Consider the following 25,830-nt stretch of genomic DNA (forward strand, 5'->3'; position numbering starts at 1 on the left):
TTCAGCCGTTTTCACATCCAATCGCTCTCCTCTGGGAGCCGCCGCATACGGAGAGACCCGATTCTCCAAATCATCCACAATCCCACGATCAATAGCGCAGCTCCCCCCACCAGAAATCCATTTAAATCCGACAGAGAAACGAGATTTCCTGCTTGGCCCGCGACTCTCCCCAAAAAGAAAAAGACCCCGGTCCATACCAGGCCTGTCCCGTAGGAATAAAGTGCATACAATCGGAAGGGCATCCGGCCACATCCGGCCAGATAGGGGGCTACATGGCGCACACCCGGTATAAAATAACTGAAGCTGAGTCCCACTCCTCCATATTTTCTGATGATTTCTTCTGACCGTTTTAACAGCTGCTTTCTCTTCCCCTTTCTCACGAGACGGTGCAGGAGGGGAGAAGCCCATCGGCCCACCACATATCCCAGACTGAGCCCGGAGACCACTCCCATATAAGTGACGAGGAAAGAGGGAACAGGCGCCAAAAGTCCCATGGAAGAGACAAGCCCCCCTGTCATCACCACGGTTTCATCGGGAACAGGCATACCGATAATCCCCAACCACAAGCAAAAAAACAGTGCCATATAACCGACTTCCGAAATCCAGTGTACCCACTCCTCTACTTCCATCCCACAGCCCTCCTCATCGGATCGGTTCCCGGCAGATATAGATAAAGGCAGGCGGAAGATTCCAAGGAACAAAGCAGACCCTTACATCTCGAAACCGTTCACCCAAGAGTTTTTTCATTTGCGGGGTATACTGATACGCCGTAAATACCCCGTTCTGTGTCAATCCATCCCGCACTTGATCCAAAATGGAGACTCTGGCATCCTCCGAAAAATTGGCGAAGGGCAGTGAAGAAAAGATCACATCGGCCCCGGCCACTCCCCGGTTCTTCATCGCACCCCTCAGAATCTCCGCTTCCGCAACATGGTGAAATTCGGGATAATCCTGGCGCAACGCGATCTGAAGTACTGGATCCTTCTCAAAAATGAACGCCATTGCATCCGATGGCAACCATCGCTTCAGCTCCCGAGTAACCACACCGGTCCCTGCACCCAATTCCACCGCGATCCGAACCTCATTCCATGGTATCGGCTCCAACATCGCCTGTACCAATTGTCTGGAACTAGGAGTGACACTCCCAATCCGAAGTGGAGACCGAAAAAAACGGAGTAGGAATTTTCCACGGTCGGCAAAATAATTCATTCAATCAGCTCCCTTCAGAAGACATCATAGGGGGAAATGCTGAAGGAAACAGGGGATCCATTCTTATGATTTTCTTAATCCTGTTTCGCCATCGGATATAACAACCCCTCCCATGTTCTAGATCAGACCCGGCGGGGAGATCAGGTTTACCTACATTCCGATGCCATCTCACTTCAGATCTTCCCGCCCCAAGTTTCCACCATTGAATTCCACCGATGGCATAGCCACCGATTCATCAGGTACCCCGTACACATTCTTTTTTCCCTCCTGACGAACCCACTGCAGAAAGACATGCCCCATGCCAGTCCCATAAGCGATCTCCTGGATGATTTTCATCACCACTCCGCCCAACTGTTGATCATTGTGGGGGGAAAGAATGGGAAAAAGCCGGGTTCCCTCATAGGAAGCAAACAGCAACCCATCGGAAAAGATAATCAAGGCACAGGCCGGGGTTAGGAGCATCCCTGCAGCGGCGAGATATGCCAACTTCTTCAGGGGTTGCAACACCCGTTCCTCTGCCAACGGGGTGAGCACAGGCCACCACATCAAGCCTGCCGTCAAGATCAGGACGATGTGTGATAGCAACTGATACAGCTCATCCCCCATCAAAAAATCGAACACCCGCGGGAGATGGTAGACGGAAAACAGTCCGTTGAAAAGAAGCAACGCAACCACAGGGCGACGACCCCATACCGACCATTTTTTGAAGGGAAAGCTTTGAAGCCAATGGCGCCACATCCAGTCCGGGATTCCCCGGATCATCAGAGGGGGCACGATCAAATAGAGAATCGACTGTTGTAACATATGAACACTGAACAATTCGTGCCCAATCGCCTCCATCGGGCTGCCCAGTGCGAGGTAAAAGAGAATCAATCCTGTGAGAAACAGCATTTTTCTTCCCGGGGAAACCGGCTCCCAACCGATCTGAGGTTTTCTTTGGGGGCCTGTTGCCGCCAGATACCAACCGCCGAGCGCAACCATTGTCAGGTTGAGCCCCACATTCCACAATTCCCGAGTCAGAATCGCCCCGATCAGAGCATCCATCACTCTTCCCCCTTCCACCTTTTTTCAGGTAACCATTCCCATCAGGTAAACCACCGTGAAGATAAAGATCCAGACCACATCGATAAAGTGCCAGTACAGGCTGGCCAGATAAAACTTCGGAGCTGTGTGCACCGTAATTCCTTTTTTGGCTCCCTGAATCACCAATCCCAAAATCCACAGAACACCGAACAACACGTGAGCCCCGTGGGTTCCCAACAACAGGTAAAAGGAAGAGGCAAAAGCACTCCCGCTCAAGATGTGTCCCGCATGGACATACTCCATAAATTCGTAGGATTCCAGAACGAGAAAGGCTGCCCCCAACAAAATCGTCACCCGAAACCAGAACAGCATTTTTTTGGAGTCATGGGCATGCATGCTCATGATCCCCAACACACTGGTTAAACTGCTGACCAACAGGATCAGGGTGGAAATGGCCACCATCGGCAATTGAAACAACTCATGGGAGGCGGGACCGTTCATGTGAGATCCCTTCAAGGCAACATAAGCTCCCATTTCCGTCGCAAACAGGGTCGATTCCGCCGCCAGAAACAACCAGAATCCCACGATTTTATTTTTACCTTCCAATGTGGCTTTTTCCGGCTCGGCGGGAATCCCTCCCGCCACCGAAGCAGTCTTCTCTTCAATCTTCATCAGCTGTCCACTCCCTGTCCTTTCAATTCATCAGGCTGAAGGTGATATCCGTGATCCTCCTGAAAGGAACGGACATACATCATAATGAACACGACCACCAATCCCAAAGCGCCGACCTGCCAACTGTGAAACACGAACCCGAACCCGGAGATGAAGAATCCCACAGCCATGATAAAAGGCAGATGGGAGGGAGAGGGCATGTGGATCAGACCCAGCGGTTCCGCCGGCTTCAGCTTGCCGTCCCCATGAACCTTTTCCAGCCACCAGGCATCCAACCCCCTCACCCGGGGAGTCTGAGCAAAGTTATAGACCGGGGGCGGAGAGGAAACCGCCCACTCCAGGGTACGTCCGTCCCAGGGATCTGCATCGGCTTGCTTCCCCTTTCGAAGGGTCCAAACCACGTTGTAAAGTAGAATCAAGACTCCGATCGTCATCAGGAATGTCCCGATCGTACTCGCCAGATTGCCCGTTTCAAATCCTTTGTTCGCTTCAAAGGTAAACACTCTGCGGGGCATGCCGTTCAACCCCAGGAAATGCTGCGGGAAAAAGGCCAGGTGTATACCCAGATAGAAGAACCAGAAGCTCCATTTTCCCAGTTTTTCGTTGAGAACCCTGCCGAACATCTTGGGCCACCAGTAGTAGAATCCGGCCAGCATTCCCATCACAGTTCCCCCGATGATGACATAGTGAAAGTGGGCCACCACAAAGTAAGTGTCATGAAATTGCAGGTCAGCCGGAACCGTTGCCAGCATCACCCCGGTCACTCCTCCCATGACAAAGGTGACAATAAATCCGGCGGCATAGAGCATCGCTGTGGTGAATCGGATTCGCCCACCCCACATCGTGAACAGCCAGTTGAATATCTTGATCCCTGTGGGAACGGCGATGGCCATGGTGGAGATGGCAAAGATGGAGTTGGCCACCGGGCCCAAACCCACAGTAAACATGTGGTGCACCCAGACCATAAAGCCCAGGAAGCCGATCAGAACCGTGGCAAACACCATGGAGTTGTAACCGAACAAACGCTTTTTGGAGAAGGTGGGGATCACCTCGGAAAAAACTCCGAAAGCCGGAAGGATCAAGAGATAAACCTCAGGGTGACCAAAGATCCAGAAGATGTGTTGCCAGACGGTGACATTTCCCCCACCCGCCGTTGAGAAGAAAGTGGCGCCGAAGATCCGGTCAAACATCATCATGAACAATCCCGCCGTCAACGGGGGAAAAGCAAACATGATGATCGCCGACGTCACAAATGTGGTCCAGGTGAACAACGGCAGGCGCAGATAGGACATCCCTGGAGCCCGCATATTGACGATTGTGGTGATAAAGTTGATGGCGCTGATCAATGTCCCGATCCCGGAGATTTGCAGACCGAGCACATAATAGTTGACCCCGGGGCCCGGACTGTAATCATTCAGGGCCAAGGTGGCATAGTTGGTCCATCCGGCATCAGGTGCCCCTCCGAAAATCCAGCTCAGATTGAGAAGCAGCCCACCGGATACATACAGCCAGTAACCCAGGGAGTTGAGAAAGGGGAAAGCAACATCCCGGGCCCCGATCTGCAGTGGAACAATAAAGTTCATCAACGCAAACAGAATGGGCAGAGCCACCAGAAAGAGCATGGTTGTACCATGCATGGTCGTCAATTGGTTATATGTGTCCCCCACAATGAACGCATTGTTGGGGACCATCAACTGAATCCGGATCAGAAGCGCCTCCAGCCCCGCCACGGCGAAAAAGAAGCCGCCAGAAATCAGATAGAGAATCCCGATCCGCTTGTGGTCCACTGTGGTGATCCAACTCCACAGATCGCTTTGTTGCATCCGTTCCAGAAATCTTTTGTTGTACCCTCCGGTCAGAATAGCCCCGAGGAACAAAACCAAAATGAGTATGATGATCAGGGTGGCCAAGGAACTCCCTCCTTCGATCTACTGTATTGGTTTATTTCAGGCTTTCCAGATAAACGGATAGTGCATCCAATTGCTTTTCCGTCAGATGGTCAAAGGCCGGCATCCGGTTCCCCGGTTTGAACCCTTGGGGATTTCTCAACCAGTCCTTCAGGTTCTTCTCATTGTTCGGCAGAATACCGGCAATCCGGGTCCGCTCGCTGAAAGCGGTCAGTTCGGGACCCGTCCTTCCCTCCACCTTGAATCCGCCTCCCCGCACAGCATGACAACCGATGCAATTCTGATTGAACAGGCGTCTCCCTTCTCTGGCTTGAACCGTTTTGGGTGTGGAGTCGGGTTTCCTCTGCGAAGCGATCCACCGATCAAAATCATCCGGCTTGTGTGCGATCACTCTAAAGTTCATCAAGGCGTGTGACGATCCACACAACTCAGCGCACTTGCCTTCATAAACTCCCGGTTTGTCTGCCTGAAGGACAATCCGGTCCTGTCTGCCTGGATTCAAATCCTGCTTCCCCCCCAAGCTGGGAACCCAGAAGGCATGGACCACATCATGAGACTTCATCACAAACTCCACTTTTTTGCCAGCAGGGATATGTACCTCATTCGCTGTGGAAACCTTGTGATCCGGATACTCAAATCCCCACCAATACTGATAGCCAGTCACATTCACTCGGATGGACTCCTCTGGAGCTGGCTTCCTGTTGAGAGTAAAGGTGGTGGAAATCGTGGGGACCGCCAGAATGATCAACAGCAACACTGGAATCGCCGTCCACAAGATCTCCAACTTTTTGCTGCCCGACACCTGTTCTGGGATTCCCTTTTTCTCATCTCCCGGTCGCTCCCGATACCGGATCACCACGTAAATGAAAATTACAGCCACCACAATCACGACAAAAGTCATAATCCCGGTGCTAAGATAAACCAAATTCAGCTGTGTTTTCCCAACCGGACCTTGGGGATCGAGTGCCGACATATTATTGCGGCTGACACATCCGGCTAACAGACCAGGAATCATCAACAGCCACCAGACCGGTAAACGTCGTTTCATTCGGATTCACTCCCCATTCATCACCACGTAGTAAAAAATCGAAAAACCCGTCGATCATTGGGGGAAAGGATCGGCAAAAATCGCAATTGCCGTCAGAATCAAGGTAAGGTAGATCAACGAGTAGCGAAACATCCATCGAGCCCAACGTTTCTCTCCGTCTTCCTTGAACCTCAGCAAGGCCAAAATCAAGTAGCTAACTCCCAAAACCCAGGCAGCCACTGAATAACCCCAACTTACAGCCCCTGTCCCCACCAGTAAAAGGGATACCGGGAGCAGAAGACAGACAAAGAACAACATCTGTCTGCGGGTGCTCCGTTCCCCCTTCACCACCGGAAGCATGGGGATCCCCGCTCTTCGGTAATCATCTGTTTTCAACAGGGCTAAAGCAAAAAAATGGGGGGGTTGCCATAGAAACAGAATGAAAAACAGAATCCATGCCGTCCAAGTCAGCCCTTGGCCTGCGGCCGCCCACCCGATTAAGGGAGGAATCGCCCCGGACAGACCGCCAATCACGGTGTTGGAGGCGGAGGATCGTTTCAACCACAGGGTGTATATAACCACATACAGAAAAGATCCCGCCGCCGCCAACCCGGCTGCCAGGGGATTCACTCCCAAGAACAACAACCACACCCCCGCCCCGGTCAGGATCAACCCCAATAGAACCGCCGCTCTCCAGTCGATCCTTCCAGAAGGTACCGGCCGGTGCTTGGTTCGTTCCATTTTGCGATCGAAATCCCGGTCTATTCCGTTATTTAAGGCACAACTGCCTCCCACCACCAAGGCAGTCCCCAGCAGTGCCCAACTCAAACTCCTCCATTCCGGAACCCCACCGGAAGCAAGCCAATACCCTGCCAGACAGGCAAACAGGTTGGAAAGATTGATTCCCGGTTTGGTCAGAGATAGAATATCCTTTCCAGAAGAAAGGACCCTTTCAGAGAAGGGAAGCCGGTTTGCCGGACTGGACTTGCGTGGAGTGGTTGCGAAGGGTTGATCCATGATCTCCATCCTTTCCCAATAACATCCCTGATAGAACATCGGGTGATATTCCACTCACGCTTAACCTTCCAATAATGTGGATTGAATATGTAAAAAGTGGAGCAAAAAGAAAAAAACCCCGGATGGGGGTTAGGAGATGAAAGGTTCTCTCTTCAAATTATTGATTTTTCCTTCCCTTCCGTAAGGCCATGCCTAGACAAATCACCCAGAACACGACTAAACAGATGTAGACCGCCGTCTGATTCCACTTCGCAAAAAATGTAGAGGAGTTCATCAGGGTATGAGCGTTAGTCGTGATGATCAGACCTCCCACCAGCACTCCCAACAGATAAGAGGGAACCACCCGGACAAACCAAGCGGCGATCGGTGCCGCCACAACTCCTCCCGCCATCAGCATTCCCACCCATAGCCAGTTCACTTCATTCCAACCGAGAGAGATGAGAAACCCTAAAGAGGCAAAAAGGGCGACCGCAAATTCACTGGCATCCACCGACCCGATCACCTTTCGCGGCTCGATCTCATTTCGGGATATCAGGACGGGGGTGGTCAAAGGACCCCAACCACCTCCACCAGTGGAATCAGCAAACCCCGCAATCAAACCCAGGGGGGCCATCCATTTCGCCTTTTTGTTTCTAACCACCCGCCGAGGACGTTGGTTTCCAAACAAAAAGCGAAATATAACAAAAAAACCTAACAAAAACAAAAATGCAGCAATAAATGGTTTGACCGATTCCCCCGGCAAATAGCTGAGAAAACAAGCACCCAAAAAGGCACCGATGGAACCGGGGATGATCAATTTTTTCACAACCGACTTATCGATATTGCCAAACTTCCAATGGGAGAGTCCGGAGGCGGCAGTGGTCACCAGCTCCGCCATATGAACGGAAGCGGAGGCAATTGCCGGTGCAATCCCATAAGCCAACAAAAGTGACGTAGAAGAAACACCGTACGCCATGCCGAGCGCACCATCAATCAATTGGGCAACAAATCCGATTAAAGCAAGGACGATCAGCCTTTGCATAAATCTTGGTTCCCTCCCCGATGCGATAAAGTGGGGGATTCATCTCAGTTGGATGAACCCCCGCCGATGGATCAGCTTCGCAGGATAACGCATCATATGCTTAGGAAAGGAAGTGGGTTCCCGCCTGAATCACACTTTCCATTTCCCTGGAAATAAAAAAACAGCACGCCTGATCTCAGGCGTGCTGAGTCGATCCGACTCACCCAAATTTTCTGAGACGAATCCACAAAACAGGACAGTCCCTTCTATGAAAACATCCCCCGTCTAATGACGGGGGATGTTTCTTTTTCAGGAGAGGAAGGCCACTCCCACTGCACAAACCAGACCAAAAAAGATCCCGGAGAACATGAATGTGACAATCGTCGCTTCCTTTTTAAAGTCCAGATGCATAAAGGAAAAGAGTTGCATAAACACCTGGACTGTCGCCAAACCCAGAATTATCGGGATGATCCATTGCTGGGGTACGATGTTCATAATCACAGCGGCGAAGGCAAGACCTGTCAATACAAGCATCAACCCGAAAGAGACAACATATTTCATCCCACCAACCTGCTTCTCAGCCTGAGGTTGGCTTTGTTGTGCCTTGGCTTCCATGATTTAACCCACCTTCCCCATGAGGTAGACAACGGTGAAGATAAACACCCACACCACGTCGATAAAGTGCCAGTAGAGACTGGCCACAAAGAATTTGGGGGCCATTACTTGGGTTAAACCCTGTTTCCGAGCTTGAGCCAAGAGACCCGTGATCCAACAGACCCCAAACAACACGTGGGCTCCATGGGTTCCCAGCAAGGTGTAGAAGGCCGACCCGAAGGCACTACTGGTAAAGGTGTGCCCTTCACCCACATACACGACAAACTCATAGATCTCGAATCCGAGGAAAGACGCTCCCAGCAGGACGGTGATCCCGAACCAGAGCATAGTCTTTTTGTAATTATGCTGTTGCATCCCCACCACACCGAGGACACTGGTCAGACTGCTGAACAACAGAATCAGCGTCGACACGGCCACCATCGGGATATGATAGAGTTCCTGGGTGGTCGGACCATCCATGGAGGAATTCCGCAGCGCGAGATAGACTCCGAAGAAACAGGCGAACATGACAGTCTCGGCACCGAGGAAGAGCCAGAAACCGGTGATTTTGTTCCGCCCTTCCATGGTCTCCCGCTCCGGATGGGGGGACAGACCCGTCGTAGCGTTTGTTTGCTCAACCTGGGCTGTACTCATCACGCATTCGCCCCTTTCTCAACTCGTTGAATCTCGTCTGGTTCAATGTGATAGCCATGATCCTTTTCGAAGGAGCGGAGGAACATGACCAGGAAGAAAAAGGCCAGACCCAAGGCTCCCACTTCCCAAGAGCGGAAGATAAAGCCCAAACCGGATACAAACATGCCGAGAGACATCAGGAATGGCAGATGGTTGTTGTTCGGCATGTGGATCGGACCCAGCGGTTCCGCCGGCTCCATTTGTTTGTTCCCCAGCATTTTCTCGTGCCAGAAGGCATCCACGGAACGAACTTTCGGCAACTGGGCAAAGTTGTATACCGGAGCCGGAGAGGGGATCGTCCATTCCAGAGTACGGCCATCCCAAGGATCATTCCCGGCAGGTGTCCGGTGCATGTAGCTATAGATCACATTGAAGACGATGATCGCTACACCCAGTGCCTGCATGTAGGCGCCCACGGTACTGATCTGGTTGATCAGGGCCACACCGTCTTCGGCTTGATAAGTGAACACCCGACGCGGCATTCCGAAGAACCCGAGGAAGTGCTGGATAAAGAAGGTTAAGTGGAACCCGATAAAGAACACCCAGAAGGACCACTTACCTATCGTTTCATTCAGCTTATAGCCGAACATCTTGGGCCACCAGTAATAAGCTCCTGCGAAAAGCCCCAACACCACACCACCGATCAGAGTGTAGTGGAAGTGGGCCACCACAAAATAGCTGTCATGGTATTGATAGTCTCCCGGCGGTGAGGCAAGCATCACCCCGGTGACACCACCTATGACGAAAGTGGGGATAAAACCGACGGCAAACAGCATCGCCGTGGTAAAGCGTATTTTTCCTCCCCACATGGTAAACAGCCAGTTGAAAACTTTAATCCCAGTTGGAACGGCAATCGCCATCGTCGCAATCGCAAAGATGGAGTTGGCAACAGGCCCCATGCCAACGGTGAACATATGGTGAGCCCACACCATGAAGCCGAGGAAACCGATCAGCAACGAGGCAAACACCATCGAGTTGTAACCGAAGAGACGCTTCTTAGCGAAGGTGGAGATCACTTCGGACATAATACCAAACGCTGGCAGAACCACGATGTAAACTTCCGGGTGACCGAAAATCCAGAACAAGTGTTGCCAGATGACAGGATTTCCACCGACGGCTACATCAAAGAACCCGGCACCAAACAGACGTTCAAATATTATCAGAAACAGTCCTGCAGTCAGCGGCGGAAACCCAAACAGAATCAAAGCGGAAGAGACAAAGGAGGTCCAGGTGAAAAGTGGCATCCGCAAAAGGGACATCCCTGGAGCTCTCATATTGATGATCGTAGCAATAAAGTTAAGACCACCCATCAAGGTCCCAAAACCGGAGATCTGGATCCCCAGCGCATAGTAATCAATACCCGTTCCCGCACTATAGGTATTGGAAGCGATGGGAACGTAGTTGGTCCATCCCGAATCAGGGGAATTACCAAACAACATGCTCAAGTTCATCAGCAACGCACCGGCGAAAAAGAGCCAAAAACCTAATGCGTTGAGAAAGGGGAAAGCGACGTCCCGCGCCCCAATCTGCAATGGAATGATCGCATTCATCAGCGCGAACAGGAGTGGCATGGCAACGAAGAAAATCATATTCGTACCGTGCATGCTCAGATGTTCGTTAAATTCCCGCCCTACCATAAAATCGTTGTTGGGAAACAACAACTGGGTTCTCATCAGCAACGCTTGGACCCCTGCGATGACAAAAAAGAAAGTACCACCCAACATGTACAGGACGGCTATTTTCTTATGGTCTGTTGTCGTGATCCAATCCCAAAGCCAGTGAGAACGAAGACGGTTGTTCAACTCTTTGTTGTATCCACCGGTCAAAATGGCGCCCAATAAAAGGGCCAACACGACTAAGACAACAATCGTAGCCAAAGGAATTCCCTCCTCCAGTCAATACTACCGTGCAAAAAACCTCCACCTATTGCACGTTGCGCCTGATCACTCCAGGCTCTCCAAATAGACCTTTAGGTTTTTCATGTCTTTTTTGCTCAGGAAGTCAAAGGACGGCATATAGGTGCCTGGTTTGATCTCGTCGGGATGTTTCAACCATTTATCCAGATTTTTATCGTTGTTATCCAACAGTCCCGCGATTTTCTGCCTTTCACCCAATCCTGTCAGGTCGGGGCCTTTGCCTCCACTGGTTTTCAGCTCAGTGCCCTCAATAGCATGGCAACTCATACAGTTTTGGCTGAATACCTTTTTACCCGCTTTTTGCTCAGCTGTTTTCGGTTCGGAGGAGGGTTTTTGCCGCTTGGCCACCCACTTGTCAAAGTCATCTGGCTGATCGGCGACCACCTCAAAGTTCATCAGAGCATGGCTGGCGCCGCAAAGCTCAGCACAGCGTCCTGCATAGGTACCCGGCTCTTTGGCGTCCATCCACATATGGTTGGTACGACCGGGAACCGTATCCTGCTTTCCTCCCAGTTCCGGTACCCAGAAGGAGTGAACCACATCATCGGAGGTCAGTTCCAGGTAAACTCGTTTGCCCACCGGGATATGCATCTCCTGTGATGTCTTGATTCCCAATTCCGGATAGTCGAACTCCCACCAATATTGATGTGCTGTTACCTTCACCCGCACAGCATCTTCGTCCTTGGTAGGTTTCTCCGCCAGTGTGAAGGTACTGGTCAACGTGGGGACCGCCAAGATCACCAGCAAGATGATCGGAACGATAATCCACAACATCTCCAGTTTCATGCTACCTTCCACTTGCTTGGGGATGCTGTTGTCACCCGGCTTCTGTCGATACCTGATCAACACATAAAAATAGATGGCCATGACAACCACACAGACAAAGGCCATGATGTACACACTCACCATGATCAGGTCAAGGTTCTGCTCACCAGCACTGCCCTTGGGATTGAAGACGGATTTCGACGGCTCTTCGCACCCGGTCATCACCAAGGCGAAGATTGCTAACAAGGACAAAAGAAGCACCAAACGTTTCCCCTGACTCATATCCGTTTAACCCCGCTTTCTCTCATCAAATCGATCAGACCGCTCACTCTTTATATCAAAACAGCGCCGCCGTTCTAACAAGAGCTCGGCGACTGTTGGACAAACGATCCCCGCAATGTCGCCTCACCTGAACAAGATCGGGTCGATCACCATCACTACTTGCATCACCGTCAGGTAAAGAATCGAGAAGAAGAACATCTTTCGGGCCCAATCTTCGTCGTCGAGGGAAGACCAGCCGATCATTGCCTGGTAGATCCATGCCCCGCCGAGAAGGATGGCCACACCAAGATACAGCCAGCTCACCACTCCCGTCCCGAACAGCAAGAGTGATGCAGGAAGCATCAAAATCACAAACAACACCGTTTGCCGTCGAGTATCGGCTGGACCTTTCACCACCGGCCACATCGGAATCCCTGCCCCTCGATAATCTTCGGTTTTCATTAGCGCCAAGGCGTAGAAATGGGGTGGTTGCCAGATAAACATGAACAAAAACAGCACCCAGGCAGTGAGATCCAATGTTCCTTGCACCGCCGCCCACCCAATCATGGGCGGGACAGCCCCAGCAATACTCCCGATCACGGTGTTCCAAATCGTTGTCCGCTTTGTCCAGATGGAATATATAAAAACGTAGGCCAAAAAGCCTATCGCAGCCAGGATCGCCGAAAGCGGGTTAACCAGAGAGCCTAGAAGAGCAACACCCGCCAACGTCAACAGGATTCCGATCCAGAGTGCAGACTGCGGCTGGATTCTTCCGGCAGCCACAGCACGATTGCGCGTCCGGGCCATCAGTGGATCGATATCCCGGTCAATGTAATTATTGATCGCACAACTTCCTGCAGTCACAAGGGCTGCTCCCAACAAAGTAGCCAACAGAAGACCGAAATTTAAAGAACCATAACCGGCCAGCCAAAACCCTGCGAACACAGCCATCAGATTGGAAGCATTGATCCCTGGCTTGGTCAATTCCCAATAATCTCTCCAAGTGACTTTGGCCATCTCCGTATCAGCCAACAGGCCACTTGAGGTCTGTTGAATCATGGGTCGTTCCACGGTACCCCTCCTTTCTATGGATCGGGCCCACTGTATTTTGCTACTACTGCCGTACCGCTCTCTTGCTCCTGGAACGACGCAGGACAAGAGAAGGGTGACAAAAAACTGCGCTGGAACCCCCCTCACCTCAGGTCACATTGTCTCACAAAGGGAAACCAGCGTGGATCCTTCCGCCCGAGAAGGTGTCTGAAAGCCCTTTCCCGATGAAGGCTTTTCCTATTATTCTTCTAATGTCCTCAAGCGACCAAAAAGTCCCATAATGAAGCACAGCATACAATGGGCGGCAGTATGATCATGTTCATTGTAGATGAGCCAAAAGAACAACGTCAAGTAAGACCAGCAAAGGTTCAAAATATGTATACATTAAGTACAAGATTGTCAAGCTGGAGGCCAGAACCGCCATTGGATCCAACAGGCTCGGCCTCTCTCTTGACACTCCTACTTTCGAACTATCCCTCTGTCTGTCTTGCGGCATCGGTGAGCCACTTGCTCACCTGAACGCAGGTTCCTTTTCCATCTACTGCCCGAAGCACAAATTCATCCATCAATTCTTTCACTTGGCGAAGTCCATGTCCCTCCATCATCGACGGGGTTTCCGTCATTCTGAGGATGGATTCCGTTTCTTCCATCCCAGGCCCAAAATCCTGGACCACCATGCGAATACCCTGCTGCCCTCCTCCGTCCAGGGACTCGATCAAAACCGTACCTTCCCCCGCATGATGCAACACATTAAGCGCCAGTTCCGATACCGACTGAACGATACGACTCTGGTCCAGCTCATCAAACCCCAACCCTCCGGCAAATTCTCGAACCTTGCTACGGATGGGAATCACATCCGATTCCGTTTTGATCGAGATCAAGGTACTCAACTCTCTCCCCTCCCCAGGTTTCAGGATGTGCCCCCGCTGACTGGCACATCTGATCGATCCAGATATTGAACATTAAACAGATGAGCATATTTCCCACCTTTCTCCATCAATTCCCGGTGGGTTCCCGACTCTGCAATCTGCCCCTCTTCCATCAAGCAAATCTTGTCGGCATGAGTGATCGTAGACAAACGGTGAGCTACGATCAAGGTCGTACGATTCTTCGCCAGTCTCCCCAAGGACTCCTGAATCAAACGCTCTGACTCCAGGTCGAGAGCAGAGGTTGCTTCATCCAAAATCAAGATGGCTGGATCCTTCAAAAACACCCTTGCAATGGCCAAACGCTGTTTTTGACCCCCGGAGAGCTTGACTCCTCGTTCCCCGATCTCTGTGTCATATCCCTTAACAAGATTTGTGATGAACTCATGGGCGTTGGCCGCTTTGGCCGCTGCTACCACTTCCTCAAAAGAGGCATCTGTCTTTCCCATCCGGATATTCTCCAGCACACTGCCGCTGAACAGGATATTATCCTGAAGCACCATCCCGATTCTTCTCCGCAAATCGGAGAGCTGCCAGTCACGTACGTCTAGTCCGTCCACTGACACGCTTCCCTGCTGAATGTCATAAAAGCGAGGAATCAGCGAGACCATAGAAGATTTTCCGCCCCCACTCATGCCGACCAGGGCGATCGTCTGTCCCGGAGCAATCTTCAAATCGATGCCTTTCAACACTTCCTCCCCACTATCCTGATAGGAAAAATGAACATCCCGGAAGGTGATCTCCCCCCGTGCCTGAGGGACGGAACGGGCATGAGGCGAGTCCTGGATGTCATAGGGTTCATCCAGGAACTCAAAGACCCGGTCCATAGAGGCAAGAGATTGGGTTAAAATCGTGGAGGCATTGACCAGACGCCGGATCGGCGCATAAACCAGTTGTAAATAACCATAGAAGGCGGTCATAGCTCCGATGGTCAAGTTCCCCTGCAAAACCTGATAAGCTGCAAAGCCGATGACCAGAATCGGGGCAACGTCCGTGATCGTATTGACAACGGCAAAAGTATGGGCGTTCCAACGGGAATGGGCTAGCGCTTTGCCTAGATAGTGCTGGTTTTGTTGATCAAACTGTCCTTGCTCGTGTTTTTCCAGATTGAAGGCTCGAATTACGGAAATCCCCTGAATTCGTTCGTGAAGATGGCCCTGCATCTCCGCCAAGGCTTGGGAACGTTCCCGCGTGAGGCTTCTCAACCCCTGGTAAAAGTATTTGACCGCCACACCATAGAGAGGGAAGACGGACAAAGAGACCAGAGTCATCCAGGGATCCATCCACAACATAATCCCCACTGCGATCAGCAAGGTGATCAAATCGAGCCAAATGTTCATCATCCCCGTGACGACGAATTCCTTCGTCTGCTCCACATCGTTGATCACTCGGGAGATGATTTGCCCCACTTTCCGGTTGTTATAGTAGCGAAGCGACAATTTCTGGATATGTTCAAACAGCCGGTTGCGGATATCGAACAGGACCCGGCTTGCCGACCACTGGGCAAAATACTGACGGTAATACTCTATCGGCCACCTCAGCACCGTAAAAACAAACAAAGCACCCCCGAGAATCCACAGAAGATGGTTCAGTTTTTCTTCCACAGGTGCATTTGTCATTAAAATGTCATCTACCACGTATTTCAGAATTAGAGGCAACAACAGAGGAATGCCGAATTTCAGCACGCCCACCACCATGGTTGCCACAATCTGCTTACGGTAAGGGCGAACAAATTGAATGTATCTCCGAACACTCCCCAATGAAAACTCAACTCCCACTCTCAGATCGATTCATCTCATTATAACAGAGAGTGCAACTCCAAAAAGTATGGTGAATATGCTGAGATTTCCCCTTTCATGGTGCTGTCGAATTCGGATCCAAACCCAACTCTGGCGAGTGTCGAAAGATGCTTCTTCCATCTGTTCAGGTTTTTTCTCGACAACAACAAAAAGCCGCCTGGATCGGCGGCTTTTTTGCTCATTCAGCCCCGTGCTTTTTCAAGAGCTGGGAGTAATTTATTGTTCAAAATCTTGATATAGGTTCCTTTCATCCCCAAGGAACGGGATTCGACCACACCGGCGCTTTCCAATTTGCGAAGGGCGTTGACGATCACCGACCGAGTAATCCCCACGCGATCCGCAATTTTACTGGCCACCAGCAAGCCTTCCGAACCCTCCAGCTCATTGAAAATATGTTCTGCAGCTTCTAACTCGCTAAAAGAAAGGGAGTTGATCGCCAACTGAACCACTGCCCGGCTGCGTGCTTCATCTTCGATTTTGCCAGCCCGTTCACGGAGAATCTCCATCCCAACCACCGTTGCACCGTACTCGGCGAGCACCAGATCATCGTCTACAAACTTTTCATTGATCCGAGACAGTACTAGTGTTCCCAGATGGTCTCCACCGCCCACGACAGGCACCAAGGTGGTATACCCGTGTTTAAACATGTCCTTCATTTCTACTGGATAAGCCGTCAACGGGTCTTCTACGCTCACATTGGGAGAGGTTTTGTCTACATCCATCAACATGTTGGCATATTCATCCGGAAATTGACGATCTTTGAGATACTTCTGCATCCGCTCGTTCTCGATCTCATGATTGACTGCCAGACCGAGGATTTCCCCCTCGGGGCTGACCACATACAGGTTGGCACCGATCACATCGCAGAGCGCTTCTGCCACCTGATCAAAGTCCACCAAGTGATGGCCTACATTTTTTTGAAGAATTTTCGAGATCCGACGCGTTTTGTTCAACAAATCCATTTCCTGTTCCCCCCATGGGTCATTTGTTTTTTCTGTGTGTTTTTATTCACAAATTGTACCGGAATTTTCAAGGTTAAGAATGGTGAACGGGGATATACCGAGCCACACTGAATTGTAAATTATGTGAGAAGGTGGACAAATCTCGGCACTTCTCCTATTATGCAATGTTCCCTGGCAATTGACATCCGTGTTTTGTGAACAGTTTTTGACTCTTGTTATGATTTGAAATTACTACCACTCTTTCCATCAAAGAAATTTTTCCAATGATGGTCGCCAGAGAATCCATTCCACCTTTCCTTCCAGGAGTTCCTCTGAAACCTGTCCCACTCCGGGATAGCGACTGTCTCTGCTCGCATAGCGATGACGGTTGTCTCCCATGACAAAGAGACTTCCTTTTTTGACTGTCACTGGCCCAAAGTCCCCATCTTCGATGTCTGTGTCGATATAGGGTTCATGCACCTTTTTTCCATTGCGATACAGATCCCCTCCCTTGATCTCAATCCGATCTCCAGGGACTCCCACCACACGCTTGACCAGATATTTTCCCTTCCGGGAAGGATCCTTGAAAGTCACCACGTCATTACGTTGCGGTTGGGAGAACATAAAGTGAAGTTTGTTGATCAAGAGCCGATCCCCATCTTCCAAAGTGGGCATCATGGAGGTTCCGTTGACCACGGACAGTGCCAGCCCAAACTGGTTGATCACCAACGCTGCTGAGACGGCCAACAGGACCGTTCGCAACCAAGAACCAAACCGGGGCCTACCACCCTTCATCTTGCATCACTTCACCCCATCAGTTGTTTTTCATAGGAAAGAAATAGATGAACACCTTTTTGCACAAACCCGGACGTAAAAGGTTCACTGCCTGTTGCGACGAGATGTTCCAGTTCAGCAACTGCGGCTTCCACATGATGGGTCACCTCACGGGAATAGCCGAGGCGTCGCCGATTGATTTCATATTCGTCACGATCTAACCAACGAGTGGTCCGATCCGGCTCCACCCATAGATCCAAATCATAGTCTGTGTAGACCAACCCTTGTCTTTCCAGGCTGTAAGGTGAAGCGATATTGCAATAGAAATGGTGGGAGCCGGTGGGATCAATCCTTATTATCGTATTGAACCAGTGGTTTCTATGAAACTGGCAGAGTGCCAATTCTTTTGAAAGCCACTTACGCCCATCGGACTCGGTCACCTCCACATTGCGATTGGCCAGCAAGAGGGGCTCTCCCGGGTCCAACACCACCGATCGTTTCCAGGAACGATGGAACAGACCCCCGTGCTTTCTGCTTTCAATCCGGAGGATATCCCCAGCCCGAATGGTTTGCATCACTTAAATCTCCTTCCCATCTTCTTGTATTTCCAAAAATAACGGATTATAAAACATAAAAATCAGAATTGATCTGATGAACCGCAAATGCAAATCTTTTTTCCTAAGCTGGAAATCTTGACATCTCCTCACAACCCCGTCATAATGAGTAAAAATCACCAGCTGAAGAAAAACGCGATGAAGGGACCAGGGAGACCGGATGTCCGTTCAGAGAGCAATCCCCATCGGCTGAAAGGATTGCCGGCAACATCCACTCCCAGCCCACCCCGGAAGCGGGCGGCGATGAGCCGCGACGGACCTCTCCGTTATCGATGAGGAAGACCCTCTAATGTCTTCCATAAGTCGGGCACAATCGTGTCAACAAAGGTGGTACCGCGGAAGAAACCCTCTTTCGTCCTTGGGACGGGGAGGGTTGTTTTTATTTTCATCGAAAGCCAAAGGAGGATTGAGAATGACCGATCAGCCAACCTATTGTTTCATCGGTGCTGGCTCCATGACGGAAGCACTCCTGTCCGGCCTGTTAAGCCAAGGAACGACAGGGGAGAGCATCACCACCATCAACCGTGGCAACCATGAACGGATCCAACAACTCAACCAACGGTACGGGATCAGTCTTCCCCCTAACCGTAACACCGCTGTGTCCAAAGCAGATCTCATCATTCTGGCAATCAAGCCGAAAGATGCCGCCGCAGCGCTGGAGCAATGGGGCCCATATATCCACCCAGGGCAGCGAGTGATCTCCGTAGTCGCCGGTCTCTCCACATCATTTATCGAAAAGCGTCTCGCCCCAGGAACAGCTGTCATTCGCGCGATGCCCAATACTTCAGGAACTGTGGGCTTGTCCGCCACAGCTCTCTGCCCTGGACTTCACGCCGACGAAGACGACCTAGCACAAGCCGCCCGCTTTTTTTCCTCCATCGGAATCACCGTCGTGGTGAAAGAGGAAGATATGGATGCTGTCACCGGCCTTTCCGGAAGTGGCCCCGCCTATATCTACTATCTGGTAGAGGCACTGGAGAAAGCTGGGGTTACCATGGGTCTCACCCCCACCGTCTCTCGCCGCCTCACCCTGCAAACCCTGCTGGGGGCCGCCAAAATGCTACAAGAAACCGGAGAAGAACCCGCTGAGCTTCGCAAAAAGGTGACTTCACCCGGCGGCACCACAATGGCCGGACTGGAGACACTCGCTCACCATCAGTTTCAGGATGCGTTGATTCTGGCTGTGCAACAAGCCTGCAAAAGATCCCAGGAATTAGGACGTTTTTCAGCTGATCAGTAAAATCCCCCTCCAGCCGGAGAGGGATTTTTCCCCGATGGCGCCGTACCACTAAATTCTTTCAATCTCAAGCTATTGTCTCCCATGCCCCCGCCCCTGAAGTGATATGGAATGGTATAAATATTTAGATTAATTTTTAAAAAATTGCACCAGTCAATCAACTGGGCGTCAGCAAATCAACCGTCGTTGGGTCCTTGTCGCAACCTGTGCCGATTCAGTTTGCAGAATTCAACACATTCTGCAGGTTATACAGCCATTTCTTCTCCAAAATTGAAGACTGACGGGTTCCCTGGTAGCCGAGATGACGGTAAAAAGGGAACAACTTTTCTGTTCCTTCATCTACCATCACCTGGATCTGACGAACCCCTTTGCTGTAAAATCGTTTCTCCAAGAGCTCTGCCAGCTGACGTCCCACTCCGTACCCTTGGTACTCGGGATGGACAGCCAGACAGTAGAAAAAGCCGGTGTCTTTTTCCATTGTCCCCACGATCGCACCGACCACCCGTCCCCCTGATTCAGCCACCACCACCAGATCCCGGTCACAGGCCAACTGTCTGGACAAGACTTTCAATGTCTCTTGTTCCCGTTGACGAGAAGCCGTCAACTGCCAGATGGAAGTTACCGCATGGATATCGGAAAGTTGAAAAGAACGTAGGTTCATAGATAAATCCTCCTGTGATGATGGTTAGATAAGTGTACTAAACAGCAGACCACCAGTGCAATTGTGATCTTTCTGTGAAGAAAACGCTTACTCTCCTTCGTTAAATCCCGTTTCTCCCGTTTTTTGCTTCATTCGCTATTCCTTAAAATCATGAGTTCAAGCTTTGGAAATAGCGATCTGATCTGCATCCTGCCGCTTAATCCGAGAGATTTCCCCTGCCAATAACCAAGTCCAGATCACCATCATAAACAAGGCACCTGCGATCAACCAGAGTGCCAATCGTTCTTCCCAGCGGAGAACGATTGCAGAAATCAGCAGGAAACTCCAGACACTGAAGGAATACCCTGCAAATCGGCTGGTGAATTGCTCTGTGCGATACATGACCGCTGTATACATATATCCACTCACTGCAAAACAAGAACAACTAAATATGCCGAACAGCTGAGTCAAGAGATGTTCCCAGTCCATGATATATCTCGCCAAGGATTCCGTAGGAAGCGCCAGAAACATGCGAGAAAGTTCGGGCATAAAGGTGATTTGAATGAAGTCATGTAGCATCCACGAAGCGGCACCAATCACCCAAATCATCAGAGCCATCTGCAGAATGGGACGGTATTCCGTAGCCAAAACCCGGGTCAAGATGACAAACACCCCAATCAAGACCACTGCCGTCAACAGATTCATCCCCCAAGACCAAAGGATCGCTGTCTCATTGTCGCTGATATACAGCATTCGTTTACCCAGTGAATCCGGATCCAATTGCACAAGGTAAAGAAGGGTCAATATCACTGAAGACAAAATAACCACCGCTGCTCCCCGCGTCAGCCAAAGGGACCAAGCAATCCCTCCTTTGATTGTCCACCCCGGCCTCTTCATCTATTCCCACCCTCTCCTCTGGGATTTCTCATCTCCATCTTTATGCCCACATCTATCAATCCAATTCTAACGGGCGCTGATTAGAGTGTTGTGATTTACATCGATCTTGGGCGGTCAGGATGGGTTTTCACATGACGTTCCATTGTTCTACGAGTCAAAATCACTTCATGTGAACTCCCACTCTCCCTGCACCACCCTAGACAAAATTTGTGTCCTGTAGGTAGGATGACTCTTTCACTATGCTTCTCTTGGTAACTAGTTTTTCCGCGAACTTCGGTTCCTAAACCATTTGACATGGAGCCACCACCGTCACCGGGGAACGCCAACGAAGATCATTTACTCCAAATCAGGGCTGTTGATGAACCATAAAGTGGATGGTGGGAGGGCTACGATCTCTTGCAAAAAGCGCAAAGGCTCTTCACCGTCCCACCATCCCGACCTGTTTTCCTCCCTAGAATATGGAGAATCAACATGCCTGACTCCAAATGTATGAAAGTCGCCTCTGAAAAAGCCCCTCTTCCAGCCGAGGGCGGAAGAGGGGGTGAAAAACGATTCAAATTTTCAGGCGTGTTGATTAGCCATATTTTGGGTGGGGAGATCATGTTCTACCACGCGACCGTTGCCATCCGGCAAGGAAGTGAAATCTGGCCGCTCCAAATCTGACCATCGGGCAGGGGCAAAGCCTTACGGAAGCAACACAGGGAAGAGGTTGCCCCTAAACGCCCTCCCTCCAGATTCTCCACTGGGTAGGATGGCTACCTTTATTCCAGGGCTTCAGCCCATCGAGATTGTAGTGCCTGTGACGCATCCTTAACTTCAAATTGTAGTACCTATGGTGCAAAGGTCGCTTTGACAGCACACGACTCCCTTCCGCTGCCCATTTTCTGGTTCATCAACAGCCCTGTCATATTTTATGTTTTACGGAGATGTGAAGATTTCCACTGTCAGGTAACCTCCATTGGCAGTGGACTTGATCATGATCGGTTTGGACAGGCTGTTCTGGAACTTGAAATCCGGGCCGTACCAGGCCACTGTGGCATCTCGCCCTTGGGGAACATAGGTGACTTCCTTACTGTGAGAAAAGCGGGCGGTCACTTTCAATCCGGCATGATCCACACTGTTGTACAGGGTGGAAGAGGTTTGACAAATCCCTCCCCCCATCCCGTCAGTAAATTCACCGTTGACGATAACCGTGGCATTTTTGTAGCCCCGCTGTGCCGTCCGTTGTCCCACGGTTTCGTTAAAAGAGAACTCCTCCCCGGGATTTAACACCAGGTTGTTGATCGCTTGGCTAGACAGACGAACATTGGTGGTCCGGTTGATCTCACCAGGGTTATAACGCGTGGTGTACCTCCCGATCCGCTTTTGGTCCACCTGCTCCAGCTGCGCGGCAGTCACCTTTGGTTCTAGAGTCTCTACCGGCAGTTTCCGAGGCTTATTGATCCCTTCGGGAAGGTTGGCGATCCACTCCTCCACTTTCTCTTTTTGGATCTCCCTTCCCTCTTTCTCCGGTTCAATCGGTGAATTCAACCGTTCCATCTGGGCATCGACGGCTGGTTTTTCCACATCTTTTTCCACTTGGGCAAACCATTTTTCCCATTTCTCAGGGTCCAATGTCTTGGGATCCTTACCGTCAAAACCCATTTTCCTCAGATCGGCTTCCCAGCTTTGGTCCTCATAAGTGAGGATCCATTTGAGTGGGGCTGGTTTTACTTTTGCGCTGGTATGCTCAGTGACTCCCCCTGTCAACAGCAGGGTACCCAACCCCACCACCAAAACCCCTGTCGTAATCGTTCCCAGAGCCGTTCCCGCCGGCCCCAGCTTCTTCAGTGGGCGCTGCAACCCCGGTATTTTGGAGACTGAACCGATCACTTTTTCTCCCAGTTTACTCAGCCAGCCAGCACTCGACGTCTCTGCAGAGTTTTTCTCCACTGGGGCCGTCTCTGCTGCTGCAGCGGGTTCCGGTCCGGTAAAGGACTGCTGCTCGTGATCTGTTTCTTTCCCTGCTTCATTAACCTCGAATTGCGGCTGTTCTTTGTTCCCCTGCTCATTCCCCTGCGAAAGCTTATTATTCTCTTCCAACTGCTTCCCTCTCCTTCAGACCGGATGTTCCCATCCTGTCCGGTAGTTCCTATTTTTTGATATTGGAAACAGACTGTGTCAATGATTTACATATTCCGTATTCTTGTGAATTGTGCCCCTAAAAAAGAGAACGGTTAAAAAAGACGACCTTGCTGAAACCCATGACTGCTCTGAGGTGGGTCCAACGCCATTCGAACCGCCTTCCGATATACATTAGGCAAAGCATAGTGTTCAAGTTCTTTTTCTTCCACCCAAGCACAATCTGCAGGCAGGTTCTCTTCCGCCAGACACAGCCCCTGCACCAGCGTGATTAACCAGCGCCGATGACTGAACACGTGATCCAATTCCCCCACCACCGGCCCCAGCTCTAATTTCAGCCCATGGCCGGCCCAGTGGTCCCGCAGGGTTCCACCTGGAACCAGCTCTTCCGGCAGTGTTTCCACAGTGGGAAGCCCCCACATCCTCCCTAGCAACCCCTCTGACGGCCGCCGTTGGAGTAAAACCTGGGGGCCCTTCCTAATCCAACCAAAGGTCATTCGCACAGGAACAGGTGGCTTGCTTTTGGTTTTCACTGGCAATTCCGCCTGGATTCCATCGCGATAGGCCTGACACTCCTCTTGCACAGGGCAATCCGCACAAGCCGGGGAAACTGGTGTGCAGATGAGAGCCCCCAATTCCATCAGCGCTTGATTGAAATCCCCCGGACGGTCTTGCGGAATCAACAATCGGTCCAGCTCTTCAAACTTACGGCGCGCAGAAGTCCGGGTCACATCATCCCACAAGGCGAACCAACGGGAGAGCACCCGGAAGACATTCCCGTCCACCGCCGGAATCGGACGGTTATAGGCAATACTCAAAATCGCCCCTGTGGTGTAGGGACCCACTCCCTTTAATCGAGAGACAGTTGCGGGATCATCAGGCACGACTCCATCATATGTCTCCACCACCTCTTTGACGGCAGTGTGAAGGTTGCGTGCCCGGGAGTAATAGCCCAATCCCTCCCAGGCCTTGATCACATCGTCCTCTTTTGCTGCAGCCAACGCTCCCGGTGTGGGAAATAAGGACATGAAGCGTTCATAGTACGGGATGACAGTATCCACCCGGGTTTGCTGCAACATGATCTCCGATACCCAGACCCGGTACGGGTCCTTACTCTCTCTCCAGGGAAGATCCCTTTGGTTTCGATCATACCAATCCAACAGTTTTTTTCGGACCGCCTGGATCCACTCCTCTTCAGGGGCTTGGATTGGCTGGTGATCCTTTCCACCCATGGAATGCCCTCCCTGTTTCATTCTCAGCTGTCTTGATCCTGGGAATCCGGCAGATTGTGAAGATCGATCAACTTCAGGACTTGCCCTTTCTCCGACTCTTCACGGACCAGCAGTTTATCCCTTTTCTCGGACAGATAAAAACCAAGCACTTTCTGGTGGGTTTGATACACTGCTCGTTCCTCCATGTTATCCTTTACAAACAGGATTTTATGGTTTTGAGCCAGCCAGACGCCCCCAGGATCGAAACGGACATAGTCCGGGTCGTTCTGTACTTGGTTATACACATCATATACCTTGGATTCCAGGGTCCTCAAGTCAACCAATTTTAAAATTCCGTTGACTGCATAGCACAGATAGTCACCACCCGGACTCAAAGTCAGATGCTTCAATCGGGTGGACAGGAGATTTTCTTCGCTTTCAACATAATGAAACATTTTCCCATCGATTACATGAACCGCTTCAAAGAAGGTCTCCCCATCTTGGGATTTTCCTGTGGGAAAAGCTAGATATCGGCCTGTAGGATCCCAGACAGGATGTCCGACGATCCAACTTCCTTTCACAGTCCGGTGGAGAGTCTCTGTCTTCCCACGATCCGGGTGGAGCACGGCTACTCTTTTTCCCAGGAGAGACGGGCGTTCTTCAGATTTGTTCTCGCTGTTTTTTCTATTTTGGGGAGGGACCACATAGACGAGCCGGGCTCCCTTGGGGGACCAAACTCCCGTATAACCACCGGCCAAAGTATAGACCCGCTTCCCGTCGCTGCCCCGATAGACTTCATTTCCCACGAGCAGATAGCGACCATCTGCAGACCAGCTACCCCAATCCTCCCCGGAAACCGTCGTCTCTTTTACCCCTTTCACCAGGACTTCATCCTCCCCCGATTGCAAGCTGTACAACCGGAGGACCCACTTGGACCCGGATTTTTCACAATAGACAAAGGCATTGCCCTTCGGGGAGATGAAGACCGGTTCTTTTACGAGAGGCAGAGAATCGGACACTTTCACCATCTGGTCGCCTCGTTCCAAAAACAGCTGCCGGTCTTTTTTGTTATCTAGGATCTGAATCTTGCTTCCGTCACCCAAGTGATGAACCGCCTTGCTATCTCCGTAGCGGTCGGTCCAATTCACCTTTTTTAGCTGGTTTTTCTTCGCATTAAAAATATAATATCCGCTTGAATTTTTTGTCTTTCCCCAAAAATAAAAACGGTCATTTTGAAACAGATAAGGAGTGATCTCCAGAAAATCCGCCTCATATAATACGCCAGGCGAGCTCGCGTCCTGCCCTGTGACCCAGATAAACCAGATCACCCCCCCACAGAGGAACAACAATAACAGGGCAGACAGACCCCACCACTTCCATCGACTCCGCCTGAAGCCAGGCATCCACTTCCAAGTCGGGACCTCTTCATCCCATTTTTGTCCATGGTTTTCCATCTACGCCCCTCCGCGTCAGTGAAAAACTTTCCCTTTAAATCAGACCATGACCATCGATGGTTTAGAGCGGGTCCGCCGCAAC

The 25,830-nt window shown here is 50.9% G+C and carries 26 protein-coding genes; 3 read left to right on the forward strand and 23 right to left on the reverse strand.

Going from position 1 to position 25,830, the window contains the following annotated elements:
* Nucleotides 1-11: 11 nt before the first annotated feature.
* The 18 genes from JOD24_RS11770 to JOD24_RS11855 form a co-directional block, all read right to left on the reverse strand.
* Nucleotides 12-629: a DedA family protein gene (locus JOD24_RS11770; protein WP_429246966.1), complete on the reverse strand. Its 618-nt coding sequence runs from the start codon at nucleotides 627-629 to the stop codon at nucleotides 12-14.
* Between the two features lie 13 nt (nucleotides 630-642).
* A complete protein-coding gene (locus JOD24_RS11775; protein WP_429246967.1) occupies nucleotides 643-1,209 on the reverse strand; it encodes a class I SAM-dependent methyltransferase in 567 nt (188 codons plus the stop codon).
* A gap of 168 nt (nucleotides 1,210-1,377) precedes the next feature.
* Entirely contained in the window at nucleotides 1,378-2,253 is an 876-nt protein-coding gene (locus JOD24_RS11780) for a cytochrome c oxidase assembly protein (protein ID WP_429246968.1), read from the reverse strand.
* Between the two features lie 24 nt (nucleotides 2,254-2,277).
* Nucleotides 2,278-2,904 carry a cytochrome c oxidase subunit 3 gene (locus tag JOD24_RS11785; protein WP_188432863.1) on the reverse strand — a complete coding sequence of 209 codons (627 nt, stop codon included), beginning with the start codon at nucleotides 2,902-2,904 and terminating at the stop codon, nucleotides 2,278-2,280.
* Nucleotides 2,904-4,727: a cytochrome c oxidase subunit I gene (gene ctaD, locus JOD24_RS11790; RefSeq protein WP_429246981.1), complete on the reverse strand. Its 1,824-nt coding sequence runs from the start codon at nucleotides 4,725-4,727 to the stop codon at nucleotides 2,904-2,906. Before ctaD (JOD24_RS11790) ends, JOD24_RS11785 begins: the two co-directional genes overlap by 1 nt.
* Before the next feature lie 118 nt (nucleotides 4,728-4,845).
* Nucleotides 4,846-5,859, reverse strand: coding sequence for a cytochrome c oxidase subunit II (gene coxB, locus JOD24_RS11795; RefSeq protein WP_429246969.1), 1,014 nt, complete (start codon nucleotides 5,857-5,859; stop codon nucleotides 4,846-4,848).
* A gap of 54 nt (nucleotides 5,860-5,913) precedes the next feature.
* The gene (gene cyoE / locus JOD24_RS11800; RefSeq protein ID WP_380166773.1) at nucleotides 5,914-6,855 is read right to left on the reverse strand and encodes a heme o synthase; all 942 of its coding nucleotides are present in this window, start codon (nucleotides 6,853-6,855) and stop codon (nucleotides 5,914-5,916) included.
* A 157-nt stretch (nucleotides 6,856-7,012) separates the two neighbouring features.
* Nucleotides 7,013-7,876 carry a sulfite exporter TauE/SafE family protein gene (locus tag JOD24_RS11805; protein ID WP_429246970.1) on the reverse strand — a complete coding sequence of 288 codons (864 nt, stop codon included), beginning with the start codon at nucleotides 7,874-7,876 and terminating at the stop codon, nucleotides 7,013-7,015.
* Nucleotides 7,877-8,164: 288 nt separating this feature from the next.
* The gene (locus JOD24_RS11810) at nucleotides 8,165-8,470 is read right to left on the reverse strand and encodes a cytochrome C oxidase subunit IV family protein (protein ID WP_380166769.1); all 306 of its coding nucleotides are present in this window, start codon (nucleotides 8,468-8,470) and stop codon (nucleotides 8,165-8,167) included.
* Nucleotides 8,471-8,473: 3 nt separating this feature from the next.
* On the reverse strand, nucleotides 8,474-9,103 hold the full coding sequence (locus JOD24_RS11815) for a cytochrome (ubi)quinol oxidase subunit III (protein ID WP_380166767.1): 630 nt from the start codon (nucleotides 9,101-9,103) through the stop codon (nucleotides 8,474-8,476).
* A complete protein-coding gene (ctaD, locus tag JOD24_RS11820) occupies nucleotides 9,103-10,968 on the reverse strand; it encodes a cytochrome c oxidase subunit I (RefSeq protein ID WP_429246982.1) in 1,866 nt (621 codons plus the stop codon). The genes JOD24_RS11815 and ctaD (JOD24_RS11820) overlap by 1 nt, the downstream gene beginning before the upstream one ends.
* Nucleotides 10,969-11,085: 117 nt before the next feature.
* Nucleotides 11,086-12,084 (reverse strand): cytochrome c oxidase subunit II, encoded by a 999-nt coding sequence (gene coxB, locus JOD24_RS11825; RefSeq protein ID WP_429246971.1) that lies wholly within the window; start codon nucleotides 12,082-12,084, stop codon nucleotides 11,086-11,088.
* A gap of 144 nt (nucleotides 12,085-12,228) precedes the next feature.
* Nucleotides 12,229-13,155 carry a heme o synthase gene (gene cyoE, locus JOD24_RS11830; RefSeq protein WP_380166763.1) on the reverse strand — a complete coding sequence of 309 codons (927 nt, stop codon included), beginning with the start codon at nucleotides 13,153-13,155 and terminating at the stop codon, nucleotides 12,229-12,231.
* Nucleotides 13,156-13,604: 449 nt separating this feature from the next.
* The gene (locus JOD24_RS11835; RefSeq protein ID WP_380166761.1) at nucleotides 13,605-14,024 is read right to left on the reverse strand and encodes an ATP-binding protein; all 420 of its coding nucleotides are present in this window, start codon (nucleotides 14,022-14,024) and stop codon (nucleotides 13,605-13,607) included.
* A gap of 20 nt (nucleotides 14,025-14,044) precedes the next feature.
* On the reverse strand, nucleotides 14,045-15,820 hold the full coding sequence (locus JOD24_RS11840; RefSeq protein ID WP_380166759.1) for an ABC transporter ATP-binding protein: 1,776 nt from the start codon (nucleotides 15,818-15,820) through the stop codon (nucleotides 14,045-14,047).
* Between the two features lie 221 nt (nucleotides 15,821-16,041).
* Nucleotides 16,042-16,821: a GTP-sensing pleiotropic transcriptional regulator CodY gene (gene codY / locus JOD24_RS11845; RefSeq protein WP_380166757.1), complete on the reverse strand. Its 780-nt coding sequence runs from the start codon at nucleotides 16,819-16,821 to the stop codon at nucleotides 16,042-16,044.
* A gap of 246 nt (nucleotides 16,822-17,067) precedes the next feature.
* On the reverse strand, nucleotides 17,068-17,595 hold the full coding sequence (gene lepB, locus JOD24_RS11850) for a signal peptidase I (RefSeq protein WP_380166755.1): 528 nt from the start codon (nucleotides 17,593-17,595) through the stop codon (nucleotides 17,068-17,070).
* An 11-nt stretch (nucleotides 17,596-17,606) separates the two neighbouring features.
* The gene (locus JOD24_RS11855; protein WP_380166753.1) at nucleotides 17,607-18,149 is read right to left on the reverse strand and encodes a DUF402 domain-containing protein; all 543 of its coding nucleotides are present in this window, start codon (nucleotides 18,147-18,149) and stop codon (nucleotides 17,607-17,609) included.
* Between the two features lie 177 nt (nucleotides 18,150-18,326).
* Between JOD24_RS11855 and JOD24_RS11860 the strand changes: the two genes are divergently transcribed.
* Both JOD24_RS11860 and proC read left to right on the forward strand, forming a co-directional pair.
* Entirely contained in the window at nucleotides 18,327-18,464 is a 138-nt protein-coding gene (locus JOD24_RS11860) for a hypothetical protein (protein ID WP_380166751.1), read from the forward strand.
* Nucleotides 18,465-18,600: 136 nt separating this feature from the next.
* A complete protein-coding gene (gene proC / locus JOD24_RS11865; protein WP_380166749.1) occupies nucleotides 18,601-19,428 on the forward strand; it encodes a pyrroline-5-carboxylate reductase in 828 nt (275 codons plus the stop codon).
* Between the two features lie 211 nt (nucleotides 19,429-19,639).
* On the opposite strand, the gene JOD24_RS11870 is transcribed toward proC, so the two are convergent.
* A complete protein-coding gene (locus tag JOD24_RS11870; protein ID WP_380166747.1) occupies nucleotides 19,640-20,086 on the reverse strand; it encodes a GNAT family N-acetyltransferase in 447 nt (148 codons plus the stop codon).
* A 156-nt stretch (nucleotides 20,087-20,242) separates the two neighbouring features.
* The gene (locus JOD24_RS11875; RefSeq protein WP_429246972.1) at nucleotides 20,243-20,962 is read right to left on the reverse strand and encodes a hypothetical protein; all 720 of its coding nucleotides are present in this window, start codon (nucleotides 20,960-20,962) and stop codon (nucleotides 20,243-20,245) included.
* Between the two features lie 396 nt (nucleotides 20,963-21,358).
* On the opposite strand from JOD24_RS11875, the gene JOD24_RS11880 reads away from it, so the two are divergent.
* Nucleotides 21,359-21,625: a hypothetical protein gene (locus JOD24_RS11880; protein ID WP_429246973.1), complete on the forward strand. Its 267-nt coding sequence runs from the start codon at nucleotides 21,359-21,361 to the stop codon at nucleotides 21,623-21,625.
* Between the two features lie 255 nt (nucleotides 21,626-21,880).
* On the opposite strand, the gene JOD24_RS11885 is transcribed toward JOD24_RS11880, so the two are convergent.
* The 3 genes from JOD24_RS11885 to JOD24_RS11895 all read right to left on the reverse strand — a co-directional run bounded on the left by JOD24_RS11885 (nucleotide 21,881) and on the right by JOD24_RS11895 (nucleotide 25,748).
* Nucleotides 21,881-23,044, reverse strand: coding sequence for a VanW family protein (locus JOD24_RS11885; protein WP_380166743.1), 1,164 nt, complete (start codon nucleotides 23,042-23,044; stop codon nucleotides 21,881-21,883).
* Between the two features lie 134 nt (nucleotides 23,045-23,178).
* A complete protein-coding gene (gene mutY, locus JOD24_RS11890) occupies nucleotides 23,179-24,315 on the reverse strand; it encodes an A/G-specific adenine glycosylase (RefSeq protein WP_380166741.1) in 1,137 nt (378 codons plus the stop codon).
* A 23-nt stretch (nucleotides 24,316-24,338) separates the two neighbouring features.
* Nucleotides 24,339-25,748 (reverse strand): TolB family protein, encoded by a 1,410-nt coding sequence (locus JOD24_RS11895; protein ID WP_380166739.1) that lies wholly within the window; start codon nucleotides 25,746-25,748, stop codon nucleotides 24,339-24,341.
* Nucleotides 25,749-25,830 lie beyond the last annotated feature (82 nt).

It is taken from the genome of Kroppenstedtia sanguinis (assembly GCF_050433445.1).
In the GTDB taxonomy this organism is placed as follows: Bacteria; Bacillota; Bacilli; order Thermoactinomycetales; family DSM-45169; genus Kroppenstedtia; species Kroppenstedtia sanguinis.